A 17179-nucleotide genomic window follows, 5' to 3' on the forward strand; every position below is an offset into this window, starting at 1 on the left:
TGGGTGTCAGGACTCGGTGCCGGCCGGCTCGCGATCGCGTTCCGACGGGGGAGCGGCCGCCGGGCGGCGACCTCCCCGCCGGCGCAGCACGCGCAGGACGACGGCGGCCAGCATCACCACGAGGGCCGCCCCCACGATCACCAGGGCGACCCCGGTGTACCCGGTGGTCCGCACGGTCAGCTCGACCGGCTTGCCGTACTTGCGGCCGTCGTCGGTGGTGAGCTGCACCGTCACCGTGGTCTGGCCGCTGGCGGTCGAGGTCATCGGGATCCGGATGGTCTGGCTCTGGCCGCCGAGGATCATCAGCTGGTCCACGTACGGCTCGATCTTCAACAGCTTGGGCTGGTCGGAGGTGACCCTGAGGCGGACCGCGACCCGGCTGGCCTCACCGCTCAGCTCGTTGCGCACGCTGATCGGCACATCGCCGTTGCTGCCGGCCAGGGTGCGCAGGCGCGACTGCTCGCTACCGGTGATGGAGACCATGGCGATCCGGCTGTCGATCGCCTCCGCGACCTGCTGGACGTACGGTGCCGCGGCGGCGGTCCTGCCGCGCCAGGCCGAGGAGGTCAGACGGAGCAGCGCCAGGTCGAAGACGTCGAGATCCTGGGCGGTGGTGATCGCGGCGGTCAGGTCGGCGCGGGCGCCGACCTTCTTGACGCCCGTCAGGTACTGCTTGGGGAGCTCCGCCCGCCGGTTCTGGTCGGTGTAGGTCAGGTCGGCCCGCGGTGTCGGGGCACCCTTGCCGCGCTTGACCGCGTCGAGACCGACGGGCAGCAGCCAGGGCAGGCCGGCGGCGGTCTCGATCAGGTTGGTCACGTACTTGGGGTCGGGGTCCCAGCGGCGATGCGGAACGGCGATCACGGTCCTGGCCGTGTTGACCGGCTCCGCGCTGATCATCGCCGTCTCCGCGATGAACCGCTGGCGGTTCATCAGCGCCGAGCCGGGGGCGGAGGTGTCCGCGCCGACGGTCTCGCTCAGCCTCGCGTCGGCGACCAGGGCGGTGACCGGGCCGTTCACGCTCTCCAGGGTCGCCGAGGCGTCGGGGGTGGTGACCGGGGGCGCCGCCGGCGGCAGGTTCAGCACGTTCAGCAGCACGGTGTCGACGCCGCCGGTGGCCAGCAGGTCCAGCCCGTCATAGTCGATCAGGCCACCCAGCGGCCAGTTCACGTTGGTGATCACATCGCGGCCGAGGGTCTCCCTGCCGATGATCCTGGCCGCGTTGATACCGGTCGCGGCGGCGTTGTCGACGCCGTTGTGGGCGAGGGCCGCCACGTCGGGGTCGCCGTACGGGGTGGCCATCACCGGGTGGTCCGCGACGGCCTCGCGGAAGTCGCTCAGCCACTGGGCGGCCGCGGGCGTCGCGGGACGCTGCTGGGTGCGGTTCTTGGACCTGACCGCGTGCGGCCCGCCCATGGCCCGCGCGTCGTCGAGCAGGGCGGGGTCGACCACCCAGGTGAGGCCCTTGGCCGAGGAGGTGTCCTGGGCGATCTTGAGCAGGTCGCCGAGGCGCTTGCCGGGGGCCATGGCCGCGGGCAGCCCCTCGTCCGCGAAGACGCCGTCACCGCTCCGGCGCGGCTGGTCGACGATGGGCAGCACCATGGCGAGCCGGGTACGGACCACCCTGGTCTCCCTGGGCATGTAGGTCACCAGGGTCCGCAGGGTGGCGACCTGCTGGTTGAAGGCGTCGAGCACCTCGATCATGATCGGATAGACGCCGAAGCGGGAGAAGCCCAGCAGTTGCGGGGTGAAGACGAACTCCCACGGCGTCTTCCCCGAGGGCGCGATCGAGGTCTGGACGTAGCGCTGGTCGCGCCAGGCGCTCGGCTGGAGGCTCTGCCCCGACTGGTACGCCTCGATGTCGCCACGCTGGGCGAACGGCTGGGGCGAGTAGCGCATCTGGATGCGCAGCCCGCTCATGGTCTCGGTGCCCGAGTTGACCAGTGATCCGGAGACCTTGACCTCGGTGGTCGGCTCACGGGGGACGTCGGGGCCGATGGCCTCCATCATGATCTGGAGACTCAGCCGGCTCGCCGCGGTCGTCTGCGCGTTCGCCGTACCGGAAACGACCACGGCCGCGGGCAGGAGCAGCGTGGTGGCGAGCAGGGCGAGCAGCGTGACCTTGCGGATCACGTGCCGGCCAGGGGTCGAGTACGGCGCACGCCCGTAATGGTATGGCCTAACCGGCGAGGGGAAAGGTCGCCGCCTCCTTCCGGGAACCCTGGCGAGTCAGGTCGACGGCCCTGCCTGAAACCAGTGTGAGCAGGTGGTCCGCACGGATCAGGAGTGCCGTGTGACGCTCCCCGGTGGGCACGTAGACGGGTGTGGCGATGTCGGTGAGTCGCTCGTCCACCAGCACGGTCAAGGTGGCGGGCAGCAGCAGCGGGCAGACCAGCCCCGAGGCGTAGTCGGTGGCGGAGTTGACGGTGAAGGCCGAGGCCGGCCGGACCCGCCGCGCGCCCAGGATGCCGCCGATCAGGCCGGGGCGCGGAGGAGAGCCGACGGAGGTGACGACCGCCACGGGTTCGCGGGCGATTCGCGTCGTGACCTCGAAGACCGTGACCGCCAGGCAGACGGCGGGGCTCGCGGAAAGCACCTCGGGCAGTTCGTCCGAGCATGTCATCGCGCGCGGAAGGCGTACGATCTCATGATGGACCTGGTGTGCGAGGAGCCAGCGGTGGATCGCGAGCGCATCCTTCATGTGTGTGCTCCTTGCCTCGACGCACGGCCCCCGAGGTTCTCCTGACTGACCGTAACCTGGTGATCGCTTCAGGTGTATCCCCGCAGGGGAACATGTTCCGTAACCGAAGGACCTACCCGGCTTGTCCCTTTCAAATCTGACCCAGAGCCAGCGCCACGGCATGAGCGAGCTGTTCCGGAAGATCGCTCCTGTGGCGGACGAGCTTGGCGAGCTGTTCGCCGCCAAGGGTTACCAGATAGCCCTGGTCGGCGGCTCCGTACGCGATGTCTTCCTGGGCAGGATCGGCAACGATCTCGACCTGACCACGGACGCGAGGCCCGAGACGGTCCTGGAGCTCGTCCGTGACTGGGCCGACTCCGTCTGGACGATCGGCATCGACTTCGGCACCGTCGGCGTCCGCAAGGACGGGTGGCTGCTGGAGATCACCACCTACCGCAGCGAGTCGTACGACCCCAAGTCGCGCAAGCCCGACGTCGCCTACGGCGAGACGCTGGAGGGCGACCTGGCCCGGCGTGACTTCGCGATCAACGCGATGGCGCTGCGCCTGCCGTCCCGCGAGTTCGTCGACCCCTACGGCGGCCTCGACGACCTGCACGCCAGGCTGCTGCGCACCCCCGGCCCCCCCGAGCGCTCCTTCGGCGACGACCCGCTGCGGATGCTGCGCGCGGCCAGGTTCGCCAGCCAGCTCGGTTTCACCGTCGATGAGGCGGCGCTCGCCGCGATGGACGCGATGGCCGACCGGATCGACATCGTCTCCGCCGAGCGCATCCGCGACGAGCTGGACAAGCTCATCGGCGGCGGTCACCCCCGCGAGGGGCTGAAGATCCTCGTCGACTCGGGGCTCGCCGCCCACGTGCTGCCCGAGCTGCCCAGGCTCCGCCTGGAGATCGACGAGCACCACCGGCACAAGGACGTCTACGAGCACTCGCTGATCGTGCTTGAGCAGGCGATCGACCTGGAGGAGAACGGCCCCGACCGGATCCTGCGCTGGGCCGCGATCCTGCACGACGTGGGCAAGCCGAAGACCCGCCGCCACGAGCCCGGCGGCCGGGTCTCCTTCCACCACCACGAGGTGGTCGGCGCGCAGCTCGCCAGGAAGCGGATGACGGAGCTGAAGTTCCCCAAGGACGTGGTGGCCGACGTCTCCCGCCTGGTGGAGCTGCATCTGCGCTTTCACGGGTACGGCACGGGCGAGTGGACCGACTCTGCGGTGCGCCGTTACGTCCGTGACGCCGGGCACCTGCTCGAACGCCTGCACAAGCTGACCCGCGCCGACTGCACCACCCGCAACCGGCGCAAGGCCCAGGCCCTGTCGCGGACCTACGACCAGCTGGAGGAGCGGATCACCAGGCTGGCCGAGGAGGAGGAGCTCGGCAAGATCCGTCCCGAGCTCGACGGCAACGAGATCCAGGAGATACTCGGTGTCCCGCCGGGCCCGGTCGTGGGCCGCGCCTACAAGTTCCTGCTGGACATGCGCCTGGACCAGGGGGTTCTCGGCAAGGAGGCCGCCGCGGACGCCCTCCGCGAGTGGGCGCGGGCGAATGAGGTGGCCCCTGAGCGGCACTCCTGACCGGGCCGCGGGCCCCGAGGGCCCCGGCGATGTCGCCGCACTCGACCGGGAGCACGTGTGGCATCCCTACGCGGCCGTGCCCCAGCCGGTGGCGCCACACGTGGTCTCCCGCGCGGAGGGCGTGCGGCTGACGCTCGCCGACGGGCGCGAGCTCGTCGACGGCATGTCGTCGTGGTGGGCGGCCATCCACGGCTACAACCATCCCGAGCTCAACCGGGCGCTGCGGGAGCAGCTGGAGGACATGGCGCACGTCATGTTCGGCGGGCTCACCCACGAGCCCGCCGTGCGGCTGGCCCGCAGGCTCGCCGCCATGACCGGCCTGCCGAAGGTGTTCCTCGCCGACTCGGGGTCGGTCGCCGTCGAGGTGGCGATCAAAATGGCGTTCCAGCTCACCGGCAGGGGCCGGCTGCTCACGGTCAGGGGCGGCTACCACGGCGACACCTTCGGGGCGATGTCGGTCTGCGACCCGGTCAACGGTATGCACCACCTCTTCTCCGGCGTGCTGCCCGAACACGTGTTCGCCGACCGGCCGCCGCGCGAGTACGACGAGGGCTACGCGGCCCGGCTGGCGGATCTTCTCGCCGGGCACGCCCACGAACTGGCCGCGATCATCGTGGAACCGGTGGTCCAGGGGGCGGGCGGCATGCACTTCTACCACCCGGCCTACCTGCGCCTGCTCCGCGAACTGGCCGACGAGCACGGCGTCCTGCTGATCGCCGACGAGATCGCCACCGGATTCGGCAGGACCGGAGAGCTGTTCGGCTGTGACCACGCCGGGATCAGGCCCGACATCATGTGCCTGGGCAAGGCGCTGACCGGCGGCTACCTGTCGCTGGCCGCGACGCTGTGCACCGAGCGGGTGGCCCGGGGTGTCGGGGTGCTGATGCACGGGCCGACCTTCATGGGCAACCCGCTGGCCGCGGCGGTGGCGAACGCCTCCCTGGATCTCCTGGAGGAACGCCCGTGGCGTGAGGAGGTCCGCCGGATCGAGACCGGTCTCCTCGCGGGCCTGGCCGGGGCCGCGACGGCACCCGGCGTGCGTCAGGTGCGGGTCCTCGGCGCGATCGGGGTGATCGAGAGCCACGAGCCCGTCGACGTCCCCGCCGTCCAGGACGTCGTCATGCGGCACGGCGTCTGGCTCCGCCCGTTCGGCCGCCTGCTCTACGCGATGCCGCCCTACTCGATCGGCGACGACGACCTGGAGAGGGTCACGACGGCGATGACGGCAGCGGCTCGATCACTCGGGCCGGCGTGACGACCCGGTACGCCACCGCGCCCGCGAGGTATCCGGCGGCGATGACCACCAGCACGAGCGTCGATTTGCCGTCCGCCGGGAGCAGCGCCGCGGCCAGGGCGGCGGCCAGCACGTAGCCGCCGTTGAAGAGCATGTCGTAGATGGAGAAGGCTCGGCCCAGATAGGCGTCCTCGACGTCCCGCTGGACCGCGGTGTCCGCGCAGATCTTGACGCTCTGCCCGGCGACGCCGAGCACGAGGCCCGCGGCCGCGAACCCCCACTGCTGGAACGGCGCGCAGAGCGCGAACGTCAGCACCCCGGCGGTGACCAGCATGGCCGGGACCCACCGCTCGATGCCGAAGCGCTCGGTGGCCCACGGCGTGACCAGGATGGCCAGGAAGTAGCCGAGCCCGGAGGTGGCGACCACGACGGAGACCGCGTTCAGTGCGTCCTCGGCGTCCTCGGCGAAGTAGTAGCGCGACAACATCACGAGCATCGCCGTGCACATGCCGTAGACGAACCGGTGGGTGGTCATCGCGCCCATCGCCGCGGCGGCGGCCCGGTGGCGTACCAGGTGCCGTGCGCCGTCGGTCAGGCCGCTCAGCACGTGGCGCACCGCCTCGCGGGCCTGCGGCCGGTCGGGATCGTAGGCGGGGCCGAGCAGCCGCCTGTCCATGGTCCTGGAGATGAGCGCGCTGAGCCCGAAGATGAGACCGGAGACGACCAGCAGCACCGCTGTCCCCCGGTGGTCGGAGCCGAAGACCGCCCGGAGGAGGTAGCCGGCGCCCACGCCCACGAAGGTGAGCACGGTTCCCGAGGTCGGGGTGACCGCGTTGGCCACCATCAACCGGTCGGCTGGCACGACGTGCGGGAGCGAGGCTCCCAGCGCGGCCAGGAAGAACCGGTTCACCCCGAGCACGCCGAGCGCGGCGGCGTAGAAGATCGCGTCAGGGGCGTCCGCGGCGACCAGCGTCGCGGCCACGAGCAGCAGCACCCCGCGGATCAGCGGCGCGACGAGCAGGATCTGCCGCCGTGACCAGCGGTCGATGAACACCCCGACGAAGGGCCCCAGGATCGAGTACGGCAGCAGCAACACGGCCAGGCCGGCGGCGATCCCCACCGCGCTCGTGCTCTTCTCCGGACTGAAGAACGCGAATCCGGCCACGGCGAACTGGAAGATCCCGTCGGAGAACTGCGAGACGAGACGGGTCCCGTACAGCCTCCGGAAGTCCCGACCTTCCAGGACCACGCGTAGGTCGGATATGAATGACACGCGCTCAGCCTATGGGGGACCGCCCCCGATGGGCATCGGGAACATCCCTGAATGTACGGGTGAGCATTACCGACCTTTACCTACGTATCGTCAAGTGGGGCGCGGTGAACCAACATGATCACGTACCCTCGGTCGAGTGACACCTGATGAACACGTTGTGCTCGTCGACAGTGCGGGGAACGCGATCGGCACGGCGGCCAAGGCCACGGTGCACGGTCCCGACACTCCCCTCCACCTGGCCTTCTCCAGTTACGTGTTCGACGAGCAGGGGCAGATCCTGCTGTCCCGACGCGCACTGCACAAGATCACTTGGCCGGGGGTGTGGACCAACAGCTGTTGCGGCCACCCACTGCCGGGCGAGCCGCTCTCCGCGGCGGTGACCCGCAGGCTCTCCCACGAACTGGGCCTCGCGGCCGGCCAGGTCGACCTGCTTCTGCCGCGCTTCTCCTATCGCGCGGTCATGGACAGCGGCATCGTCGAGCGGGAGTTGTGCCCGGTCTACCGGGTGATCGCCGCCTCCGAGGCCGTGCCCAACCCCGACGAGGTCGAGGACGTGCGCTGGATGCCGTGGAAGGAGTTCACCGACGGGGTGCTCGGCGACCGCCTGGCGATCTCCCCGTGGTGCCGCGAGCAGGTCCCCCAGCTGATCGAGCTCGGCGCGGACCCGCTCGCCTGGCGGGCCGCCGACCCCACCGACCTCCCACCCGCCGCCCGCTGACGCGGGCCCACCGGCGATCCTCATACGGCGAGAGCCCCCGACCCGTCCACCCGGGTCGAGGGCTCTCGCCGTATGAGGGCACCGATCGGTCAGCGCTCGATCTCGCCGCGGATGAACTTCTCCACGTAGTCGCGCGCCTCGTCGTCGGAGTACTGCTCCGGCGGGGACTTCATGAAGTACGAGGAGGCCGACAGGATCGGCCCCGAGATGCCCCGGTCAAGGGCGATCTTGGCGGCGCGGACCGCGTCGATGATGATGCCGGCCGAGTTGGGGGAGTCCCAGACCTCCAGCTTGTACTCCAGGTTGAGGGGGGTGTCGCCGAAGGACCTGCCCTCCAGGCGCACGTACGCCCACTTGCGGTCGTCGAGCCACGGCACGTGGTCGGAGGGACCGATGTGCACGTCGGCCTTTCGCATCTCGTGCGGGATCTGCGAGGTGACCGACTGGGTCTTGGAGATCTTCTTGGACTGCAGGCGCTTGCGCTCCAGCATGTTCATGAAGTCCATGTTGCCGCCGAAGTTCAGCTGGTACGTGCGGAGCAGCTCGACACCGCGGTCCTCGAACAGCTTGGCCATCACGCGGTGCGTGATCGTCGCCCCGACCTGCGACTTGATGTCGTCACCGACGATCGGGACCCCGGCGTCGACGAACTTCTGGGCCCACGTGGGGTCGGAGGCGATGAACACCGGCAGCGCGTTGACGAACGCGACCTTCGCGTCGAGGGCGCACTGGGCGTAGAAGCGGTCGGCCTCCTCCGAGCCCACCGGCAGGTAGGAGACGAGCACGTCGACCTTGCTGTCCTTGAGGATCTGGACGACGTCGACCGGGGCCTCGTCCGACTCCTCGACCATCTCCCGGTAGTACTCGCCCAGACCGTCGAAGGTGTGGCCGCGCTGCACCGTGACGCCCAGCGGCGGTACGTCGCAGATCTTGATCGTGTTGTTCTCCGAGGCCACGATCGCCTCGGACAGGTCGCGGCCGACCTTCTTGGCGTCGACGTCGAACGCCGCGACGAACTCGACGTCGCCGACGTGGTAGTCGCCGAACTTGACGTGCATCAGGCCCGGCACCCGGGCACCGGGGTCGGCGTCCCGGTAGTAGTGCACGCCCTGTACGAGCGACGTGGCGCAGTTGCCTACACCGACAATGGCTACGCGCACCGAACCCATGGCACTCGCTCCCCTTTGTTCTTTGGTGGTCAGTTGTCTTCCGGGGTGGCAGGCCGCCCCGTCGTATCCGCCCCGGGCTCGGACGCCCGGGACGTTCCCTCCCGCGCGGATCGCCGCTCCTCGTCCGGGGGCGACGCTCGCCGTTCGGTGGCGATCAGCTCATTCAACCAGCGCACTTCGCGTTCGACCGACTCCAGACCGTGACGCTGGAGTTCAAGGGTGTAGCTGTCCAGTCGCTCGCGGGTGCGGGCCAGCGCCGTGCGCACGCCGTCCAGGCGTTCCTCGAGCCGGCTGCGCCGGCCTTCGAGAATGCGCAGGCGCACCTCCGCCTCGGTGTGCCTGAAGAAGGCGAAGTGCACGCCGAAGCTCTCGTCCTCCCAGGCCGAAGGACCGGCCTGGGTGAGCAGCTCATGCAGGCGTTCCTTGCCCTCCGCGGTCAGCCTATAGACGATCTTCGAGCGGCGGCCGGGGAGCGCGATGGGGCTGTCGGCGTTGGCAGCGGCGGCGTCGCCGTCTTCGATGATCAGTCCGTCGGTGAGCAACTGGCGGAGGCACGGATAGAGCGAGCCGTAGGAGAAGGCCCGGAACATGCCGAGCAGGGCGTTGAGCCGTTTGCGCAGCTCATAGCCATGGAGCGGGGTCTCGTGCAACGACCCGAGCACGGCCAGCTCCAGCACCCCGCCACGTCCGCCGGCCACCGGAAACCACCACCTCTCGCGCCGATGTATCGAACCGATACATCTGCAGGATACGTCCATTCAACATAACCCTGCAATCAGCGACTTTCCCAAGAGGTTGGGAGCAAACAACAAAAAGCCGTAGTCTGGCGCCTATGTGGTCACAACAGGCGGTGGTGGGGCACGGCCCCCGCGCGGCGTGGACCGCTTTCCAATACGGGGAATCCCGCGTCAACGTGGGAGAGGTCTGCCAAGGTTGTTGTCGAAACCAGCTGACGATCTCGTTCGTCCTCGGGAACGGAGATCCACCCGAATGGGCCGGCTACCAGTAAGCCAAGGCGGCGAGATCTCCGGTGATCAGGAGGTAGTCTCGCCCGCCTGCACGCCGTCGTAGACCCCGATGACCGAACGAGGACGCGTGAGTTACAGCCACAGCAATGACCCGGAGCCGAACGGGCGCCAGGAGGGCGCCGACGGGTCGGCTCGTCAGGGGCGGCGCCGTCGCTCAGGCCCAGGAGCCGCTCCCCGTGCAGTTCCCCCTTCACAAAACTCTCAAACCGGCGGCGCGAGCTGGGAACAGCAGCAAGGTCGGCCGCCACAGGGCGCGGGGGCCGACAACCGGACCATGATGATGCCCCAGCCCGGCGGGGCGCCCGGCGGGATGCCCTACGCCGGCGGCGCGCCACAGCACCCGGGTGCCCAGCCCCGGCGGGACGCGGGCGCTCCGGGCGGGATGCCCCCGCGCGAGCCCGAGCAGCGGGGCGGTGAGCTCCGTCGCCGTGACACCGACCCGACAGGCCGCCGGGCCGAGGCCGCGTTCGAGGACACCCAGGCGATGCTCGCCGCCCAGGCGGGAACCGGTTCGAGGTCCGGTGAGGGCGGCGTGCGCAGACGCCGCGCCGGGCGTGGCGCGGGCGGTCCCGGAGGCCAGGGGCCGGAGGGTCCGGGCGGCCCGGGGGGGCCCGGGGGGTACGGTCCCGGCGACGGCGACGGTGAGGACGAGCCCAAGGCCAGGCGGTGGACGCGCTTCCTGCCCAACTGGAAGATCGTGATGGCCAGCTTCGTGGTCCTCAGCGCCGGTGTCTTCGGCATGATCGCGGTGGCCTACGCCAACACGCCGGTCCCGGAGACCGCGCAGGCCGGCGTGGACGACCGGGGCAGCGTGGTCTACTACCGGGACAAGAAGACCCCGATCGCGCGCCTCGGTGTCAAGCGCACCCCGGTCAAGATCAGCCAGATTCCCAAGCACGTCCAGGACGCGGTGATCGCCCTGGAGAACCAGAGCTTCCGCACCGACAGCGGCATCGACCTGGCCGGTATGGCCCGTTCCCTCTGGAGCACGGTCAGCGGCGCACAGCTCCAGGGCGCCTCGACCATCACCCAGCAGATGGCCCGCGGCTACTACGACGGCCTCAGTCAGGAGGTCTCGGTACAGCGCAAGATCAAGGAGATCTTCGTCGCCGTCAAGATCAGCAAGACGCTGGAGAAGGACGAGATCCTTGAGCGCTACCTCAACATCATCTACTTCGGCCGCGGCGCGTACGGTATCCAGGCAGCCTCGAAGGCCTTCTTCAACAAGAACATCGGTCAGCTGACCCCGCAGGAGGGCGCCTACCTGGCCGGCCGGATCCAGAACCCGGACGCCTTCGACATCCAGGAGCAGGCCGGCAACTACGCCGCGACCAAGGAGCGCTTCGGCGCCGCGCTGAGGAACATGGCGGAGATCGACCCCGCCGCGTACGGCAAGTACGCCGGAAGCTCCTTCGAGGATCTGAAGTTCGCCAAGGTCAAGGTCTCGCAGACCTTCAAGGGGATCAAGGGCTACATGCTCAACATCGTCTTCCGGGAGCTCAAGGGGCGGGGCATCACCCAGGAGGATCTGGAGACCAAGGGGTACAAGGTCTACACCACCTTCGACAAGAAGATGATGGAGGAGGCGCAGAAGGCGGTGAAGGCCCGTACCGCCGGCCTGGAGCCGACCATCCACGCCAGCATCGCCTCGGTGGATCCGAAGAACGGCCGGGTGCTCGCCTTCTACAGCGGCGACGACTTCGTCAACGACTTCAACAACCGCGCCTTCGACTCCACCAAGCAGGCGGCCTCGGCGTTCAAGCCCTACGTGCTCGCGGCCTGGCTGGAGAGCGGCCGGTCGCTCGACAGCTACGTCGACGGCATGGCCACGATCAAGATGCCGGGCACCACCCCGATCAGCAACTCGGGGAACACCGCGTACGGGGCGATCAACATGATCAAGGCCATGGCCAGCTCGGTCAACACGGTCTTCGTGCAGATGGGTGAGGTCGTCACGCTCCCCGAGGTGGCGAGGATCGCCAAGGAGGCGGGGGTCGGCGAGACCGCCAAGTACAACCCCTCCTACGGCGGCAAGAACGCGGTCGACTACGCGGTCGACGAGCAGAAGTTCCAGGTCACCATCGGCAGCGCCTCGGTCACCGCGGTCGAGCAGGCCGCCGGCTACTCGATCTTCGCCAACGAGGGCAAGCACGCCGACTGGCACACCGTCGTCAAGGTGACCAAGATCGACGGCTCTCCGGTGCTCGCGGAGCAGGCCACCGTGCGGCAGGTCATCAGCCCCGAGTCCGCGGCCGACGCGACGGTCGCGCTCCAGGCCGTGGTCAAGGGCGGCACCGGCGCCACCGCGAACATCGGCTCGCGGCCGGTGGCCGGCAAGACCGGCACGAACAACGGCTACAAGGACGCCTGGTTCGTCGGTTTCACCCCGCAGATCGTCACCGCGGTCGGCATGTCCAAGGACGTGCCCTACAACAGGGCGGGGACGCGCAAGCTCAAGGTCGACAAGTACGGCCTGCCGAGCCGCAAGATCGATGATTCGAAGATCCTCTGGAAGGAGGAGCCCATGCCCTCCTTCATCGGCGGTGGTGGCACCCCGACCCAGATCTGGCACGACTACATGCAGGCCGTGACCGCCAAGGACGAGGTCCAGCAGTTCCCGCCGAGGGCCAACACCGGCTCGCAGAGCAACCTGGCCACGCCCAAGCCGACGCCCTCCCCGACGCCGACCATGGACGACAACCCGTTCCCCGACAGCGGCGACAACGGCGGCGGCTGGCCCGAAGACGGCGGCGGTGAGCCGGACAACCCCGACGGTCGCGAGTGTCTGCCCTGGGACGGCTCCTGCGACGTCGGCGACGGCGGCCCGGGCGACGGTCCGCCGAACGGCGAGATCACCGATAACGGCGCGGCCGGGGCGCCCGGGGCCCCCGGCGCGGCGATCATGCCGACACCCGCCGCGAGCGGACGACGCCCCTGATGAAGAACCTCCTGACGTCGCGGCGCTCGCTGCCGGAGTTCGGCACCCGGGCCATCCCGTACGTGCCCCTGGCCCTGTTCGCGGGGCTGGGGGCGATCCTGGCCTGGTTCTGGAAGTGGCCGTGCCGCGTCGGCGGGGCGTGGAACGACGGGACCCTGCAGTTCACGAACTTCTGTTACACCGACATCTATCCCCTGTGGTGGAACGAGAAGCTCAACGAGGGCAAGATCCCTTATTTCGACTACCCGGTCGAGTACCCCGTCGGCATCGGCGGGATCATGGAGTTCTTCCGCCGGATCGTCACCCCCATGGCAGACCAGGGGACGGCGTTCTACGACCTCACGGTCATCCTCATGGCGATCTGCCTGGTCATCGGCGTGCTGCTGATGGCCGCGCTGGCCGGTCCGGCCAGGCGCTGGGACGCGCTCTGGTACGCCCTGGTCCCCGGGCTGATCCTCACCGCGTACATCAACTGGGACCTGGCGGCCAACGCCCTCGCGCTGGGCGCGCTGCTGGCCTGGTCGAAGCGGAAACACCTGCTGGCGGGCATCCTGCTCGGCCTGGCGATCGCCACCAAGTTCTACCCGCTGATGTTCCTCGGCCCGCTGTTCCTGCTGGCGCTGCGCACCGGCAGGTGGGTGCCGTTCCTCAAGACGCTCGGCGGCGTCGTGGGAGCCTGGCTCGTCGTCAATGTGCCGATCATGGTGTTCGCCTTCGACGGCTGGAAGAGGTTCTACGTCTTCAGCCAGGAGCGGGGAGCCGACTGGGGGTCGCTCTGGTACTTCTTCAACCAGAAGCAGTGGCCGATCCTCGGTGACGCCGAACTCGTCGACCAGCTGGGCGTCGTCTCCCTCGCCGCGTTCTGCCTGGCGATCGCCGTGCTCACCGTGACGGCCAGGACCCGCCCGCGCCTGATGCAGCTCTGCTTCCTCACCCTGGCCGCGTTCATGCTGACCAACAAGGTGTGGTCGCCGCAGTACGTGCTCTGGCTGATCCCCTTCGCGGTGCTGGCCAGGCCGAACTGGAAGCCGATCGCGCTCTGGCAGCTCGCCGAGTGCTGGTACTTCTTCGCGATCTGGCTCTATCTGGTCGGTATCCAGCCGGGCAACGAGGCACTGGGCATCGCCGGCGACACCTACTTCACCGCGGTGTGGGCCCGCGCGATCACCATTCTGATCATGATGGCGTTCGTGGTGCGGGACATCCTGCTCCCCGACAAGGACGTGATCCGCCAGGACGGGACCGACGACCAGGCGGGCGGCGTCTTCGACGGCGCACCCGACCGTTTCCGGCTTGCGCTCTCCTGACGCGGGGGACGGGATGACTCTGGCGGCCGGTCGGGATGATCCGCAAAAATCACACTTTGTGATTAACCCTGGCGACCCTCCGCGCGACCCCGCGCAGGAAGGGCTGCTGCTCTGGCTGGCCTCCCGGCTGGGAGTCGTCGCCCTGGTCGTCGTCGGCGCCCAGGCGATGATGGAGGGGGACGCGGTCCCGCCGCCGTTCCTGGAGCGCTGGAAGCACTGGGATGCCAGCCTCCTGGCCACCATCGCCGAGCACGGCTACGACGGCGCTCCCGGCAGCGAGCCCGACGCCGGGCTGCCCGCCTTCTTCCCCGGGATGCCACTGGCGCTCCGCGCGGTGCACCTCGTGGTCGGCGACTGGACGGTCGCCGGGCTGCTGATCTCCTTCGTGGCCGGCGCCGTCGCGATGACGGCGCTCGCCAGGCTGGCCGAGTTCGAGGGGCCGGCGGGGACCGGCCGGCGCGCGGTGCTGGCGCTGCTGCTCTGGCCGATGGCGGTGTTCCTGTTCGCCGGTTACAGCGAGTCGCTCTTCCTGGCCTTCGCCGTTCCCGCCTGGCTCGCGGCGCGCAGGGGGCGCTGGCCGCTCGCCGCGGCCCTGGCGGCGGGTGCCTCCTGTGTGCGCATCACCGGCCTGTTCCTGGCTCTGGCGCTGATCGTGGAGTTCTTCGCCCGGCGGCGGCCCGTACGTCAGCTCGCACGGCAGGCCGGCTGGCTGCTGCTCCCGTTCGTGCCGCTGGTGCTCTACTCCGTCTACCAGCACTCCCGCACCGGCGACTGGCTGGCCTGGAAGAGCGCCCAGGAGGCCGGCTGGGGTCGGCACATGGTGTGGCCCTGGGAGTCACTGATCACGACCTGGAACTCGGCCATGGGCGAGGGCCGGTTCGCCTGGGCGTTCCGGTTCGAGATCGCGGGGGCGATCGTCGGTGTCGTGCTCGTGCTGGTCCTGCTCTACCTGCGGAGGTGGAGCGAGTTCGTTTACGTGGGGCTTCAGGTGGGCGCCCTGCTCTGCTCCGCCTACTACCTGTCGGTTCCGCGCTCGGCGCTGCTGTGGTGGCCGCTCTTCATCCTGATCGCGAAGGCGAGCGGCGGGCAGGCGCCGTGGCGGCGGTGGATCATCATCGTCTATGCCCTGGTGGTGGGCCCGCTGATGGCGCTCAACGTGCTGATCTTCGCCGACGGTGCCTGGGTGGGCTGAATCCCTTACCCGTTTCCGGGGAAAAGTAATCCCACCAAGTTATCCACAGGCTGTGGACGGACTCTTCCGCCCGAGGTCTCGCGCTAGAGCTTCGATCTGAGAAAGGCGATGTCGGCGGCCTGGCCGTCGAAGGGCGTCTCCACCACGATCGGCGCGTTCGCGCTCCGGCACACGCTCAGGATGAGTTCGGGGTCGATCTGGCCCGCTCCGAGGCTCGCGTGCCGGTCGGCGCCGGAGTCGAAGGCGTCGCGAGAGTCGTTGCAGTGGATCAGGTCGATCCTGCCGGTGATCGCCATGATCCGCTCGACCACGTCCGCCAGGTCCTCGCCGCCCGCGTGGGCGTGGCAGGTGTCGAGACAGAAGCCCACGTCGAAGCCGTCGAGCGAGTCCCAGAGCCGGGCGATGCGGTCAAGCTTGCGCGCCATCGCGTTGCCGCCGCCCGCGGTGTTCTCGATGAGCACGGGGATCCGCTGCTCCTCCAGGCGCTCGAACACCTTGCGCCAGTTGTCGAAGCCCTTCTGCGGATCCTCTCCGGCCCCCACGTGCCCGCCGTGGACGATCAGCCCCCTGGCGCCGAGCTCGGCCGCCGCGGCGAGATGTGAGCCGAGCAGCTTGCGGCTGGGGATGCGGACCCGGTTGTTGGCGGTCGCCACATTGATCACATAGGGGGCGTGGACGTAGACCTCCACGTCCGAGTCCTTGATCTCCAGGGTCTTCTCGCCGATGACCGGGCCCTTCCAGCCCTGCGGGTCACCGAGGAAGAACTGCACGACCTCGGCGCCGCGCGCCCTGGCGTGCGCCAGCGGGTCGTCCTGGTCGACATGAGCTCCGATAAGCGGCATGTGTCCGAGCCTAGCTGTTTCAACGGCGAGGCCCTGGGCAGTCGCAGGGCGCGCCCTACCACTCACCCCCACGGGCCGAACACAAGGAGTCCACGTGGCTTACTATCGCAGAGGGATCAGTCTTATCGGCCTCATCTACATCCTGGTCGGCCTGTACGTCGCCTGGGTGTACGACTACATCACTCCCGCGCTCCTGAAGGACGTCGCCGAGGCTCTGCTGGCGGTCTTCCTGTGGTTCCTCGTCCTGCTCGGCGTGGACCTGCGCCTGAATGGTTAGCCGTCCCCGCGCCGGTGTGGCCCTCGTCTGACCGGGAACCTCACGGGAGGAAACCCCCGTGATAGATGCCGAAGGCCACACCGACGAACGAGGCCACGATGCCCACGATGTTCAGCGCGCGTTCCGGCGTCGTCGCGGAGACGTACTGCGAGTAGAGACCTCCGAAGAATCCCAGCACCCCCGCCCACGACGCGACGACATGCGCGGCGGGGATCAGCCCGGTGGCGAAGGCGAGTAGCCCGCAGCCGATCGTGACGACGCTCAGCACGTTCTCGATCCTGTGACGACGCCCGTCGGTGTTCAACGTGAACCGCAAGGGTCTCTTCCGGGCATGTCCATACGCACGAGGCATCTTCACCGCCTCCTCTTTCTCCTGCGAGAGGACGTGCCCGGCGAGGCGACGGCCCAACCCTTGACGGACTGGTAGGCTGGCACGGCTACGTCGAATGGGTGTGTCATCGCCCACCCTCCACCCCGAGCGCCGAAATGGGCGCCCGAGGTGAAGTACGTCAGCGTCCTCCTGTCACGGCACGGTGTCGTGACCGCAAGAGTCCAGAGGAGGTTGAAGTCAGCATGCGCCGTTACGAAGTGATGGTCATTCTTGACCCCTCGCTCGATGAGCGTACGGTCGCCCCTTCCCTCGACCAGTTCCTCACGGTCGTCCGCAACGACGGCGGCACCGTGGAGAAGGTCGACGTGTGGGGTCGCCGCAGGCTGTCCTACGACATCGCGAAGAAGCCCGAGGGCATCTACGCCGTCATCGACCTGAGCGCCGAGCCCGCCACGGTCAAGGAGCTCGACCGGCAGATGAACCTCAACGAGGGAATCCTGCGCACCAAGGTTCTCCGCCCGGACGTGCACTAAACCCCCGGCATTTTGTCGGGCGGCAGCCGTACTCTGAGCCGATAACCAGCAAGGCCGCAGGAAGGGCAG

The 17179-nt window shown here is 69.1% G+C and carries 15 protein-coding genes; 8 read left to right on the forward strand and 7 right to left on the reverse strand.

Annotation, left to right across the window (positions count from 1 at the left end; all coding sequences use genetic code 11):
• Positions 1–6: 6 nt before the first annotated feature.
• On the reverse strand, positions 7–2130 hold the full coding sequence (locus ACFQVD_RS31880; RefSeq protein WP_343970364.1) for a DUF6049 family protein: 2124 nt from the start codon (positions 2128–2130) through the stop codon (positions 7–9).
• A gap of 46 nt (positions 2131–2176) precedes the next feature.
• The gene (locus tag ACFQVD_RS31885; RefSeq protein WP_343970361.1) at positions 2177–2698 is read right to left on the reverse strand and encodes an aminoacyl-tRNA deacylase; all 522 of its coding nucleotides are present in this window, start codon (positions 2696–2698) and stop codon (positions 2177–2179) included.
• Positions 2699–2858: 160 nt separating this feature from the next.
• Here ACFQVD_RS31885 and ACFQVD_RS31890 point away from each other — a divergent pair, with 160 nt between their 5' ends.
• A complete protein-coding gene (locus ACFQVD_RS31890; RefSeq protein ID WP_343970358.1) occupies positions 2859–4268 on the forward strand; it encodes a CCA tRNA nucleotidyltransferase in 1410 nt (469 codons plus the stop codon).
• Complete coding sequence (locus tag ACFQVD_RS31895) at positions 4240–5523, forward strand: adenosylmethionine--8-amino-7-oxononanoate transaminase (protein WP_343970355.1); 1284 nt, start codon at positions 4240–4242, stop codon at positions 5521–5523. Before ACFQVD_RS31890 ends, ACFQVD_RS31895 begins: the two co-directional genes overlap by 29 nt.
• Here ACFQVD_RS31895 and ACFQVD_RS31900 read toward each other — a convergent pair.
• The gene (locus ACFQVD_RS31900; RefSeq protein ID WP_343970352.1) at positions 5477–6775 is read right to left on the reverse strand and encodes an MFS transporter; all 1299 of its coding nucleotides are present in this window, start codon (positions 6773–6775) and stop codon (positions 5477–5479) included. The two genes, ACFQVD_RS31895 and ACFQVD_RS31900, sit on opposite strands and share 47 nt — an antisense overlap.
• Positions 6776–6911: 136 nt before the next feature.
• Here ACFQVD_RS31900 and idi point away from each other — a divergent pair, with 136 nt between their 5' ends.
• Positions 6912–7493 carry an isopentenyl-diphosphate Delta-isomerase gene (gene idi, locus ACFQVD_RS31905; protein ID WP_343970348.1) on the forward strand — a complete coding sequence of 194 codons (582 nt, stop codon included), beginning with the start codon at positions 6912–6914 and terminating at the stop codon, positions 7491–7493.
• An 89-nt stretch (positions 7494–7582) separates the two neighbouring features.
• Here the strand turns inward: idi and ACFQVD_RS31910 are convergent, their stop codons facing one another.
• Together ACFQVD_RS31910 and ACFQVD_RS31915 are read right to left on the reverse strand one after the other, a co-directional pair.
• Complete coding sequence (locus ACFQVD_RS31910) at positions 7583–8662, reverse strand: inositol-3-phosphate synthase (protein ID WP_343970345.1); 1080 nt, start codon at positions 8660–8662, stop codon at positions 7583–7585.
• Between the two features lie 29 nt (positions 8663–8691).
• Entirely contained in the window at positions 8692–9360 is a 669-nt protein-coding gene (locus ACFQVD_RS31915; RefSeq protein ID WP_343970342.1) for a PadR family transcriptional regulator, read from the reverse strand.
• 604 nt (positions 9361–9964) lie between these two features.
• On the opposite strand from ACFQVD_RS31915, the gene ACFQVD_RS31920 reads away from it, so the two are divergent.
• From ACFQVD_RS31920 to ACFQVD_RS31930, 3 genes are read left to right on the forward strand one after another with little or no spacing between them, the layout of a single operon-like run.
• On the forward strand, positions 9965–12628 hold the full coding sequence (locus ACFQVD_RS31920) for a transglycosylase domain-containing protein (protein ID WP_343970339.1): 2664 nt from the start codon (positions 9965–9967) through the stop codon (positions 12626–12628).
• The gene (locus tag ACFQVD_RS31925) at positions 12628–13935 is read left to right on the forward strand and encodes a glycosyltransferase family 87 protein (RefSeq protein ID WP_343970336.1); all 1308 of its coding nucleotides are present in this window, start codon (positions 12628–12630) and stop codon (positions 13933–13935) included. Before ACFQVD_RS31920 ends, ACFQVD_RS31925 begins: the two co-directional genes overlap by 1 nt.
• A gap of 58 nt (positions 13936–13993) precedes the next feature.
• A complete protein-coding gene (locus tag ACFQVD_RS31930) occupies positions 13994–15127 on the forward strand; it encodes a hypothetical protein (RefSeq protein WP_343970333.1) in 1134 nt (377 codons plus the stop codon).
• Between the two features lie 83 nt (positions 15128–15210).
• Here the strand turns inward: ACFQVD_RS31930 and ACFQVD_RS31935 are convergent, their stop codons facing one another.
• On the reverse strand, positions 15211–15969 hold the full coding sequence (locus ACFQVD_RS31935) for a deoxyribonuclease IV (protein WP_343970330.1): 759 nt from the start codon (positions 15967–15969) through the stop codon (positions 15211–15213).
• Between the two features lie 94 nt (positions 15970–16063).
• Here ACFQVD_RS31935 and ACFQVD_RS31940 point away from each other — a divergent pair, with 94 nt between their 5' ends.
• Positions 16064–16246 (forward strand): hypothetical protein, encoded by a 183-nt coding sequence (locus ACFQVD_RS31940; RefSeq protein ID WP_030919717.1) that lies wholly within the window; start codon positions 16064–16066, stop codon positions 16244–16246.
• A gap of 40 nt (positions 16247–16286) precedes the next feature.
• Here the strand turns inward: ACFQVD_RS31940 and ACFQVD_RS31945 are convergent, their stop codons facing one another.
• Complete coding sequence (locus ACFQVD_RS31945; protein ID WP_343970326.1) at positions 16287–16562, reverse strand: hypothetical protein; 276 nt, start codon at positions 16560–16562, stop codon at positions 16287–16289.
• Between the two features lie 257 nt (positions 16563–16819).
• On the opposite strand from ACFQVD_RS31945, the gene rpsF reads away from it, so the two are divergent.
• On the forward strand, positions 16820–17110 hold the full coding sequence (gene rpsF, locus ACFQVD_RS31950; protein WP_030919721.1) for a 30S ribosomal protein S6: 291 nt from the start codon (positions 16820–16822) through the stop codon (positions 17108–17110).
• The last annotated feature ends 69 nt before the right edge of the window (positions 17111–17179 follow it).

It is taken from the genome of Streptosporangium amethystogenes subsp. fukuiense (genome assembly GCF_042665875.1).
Classification (GTDB): domain Bacteria; phylum Actinomycetota; class Actinomycetes; order Streptosporangiales; family Streptosporangiaceae; genus Streptosporangium; species Streptosporangium fukuiense.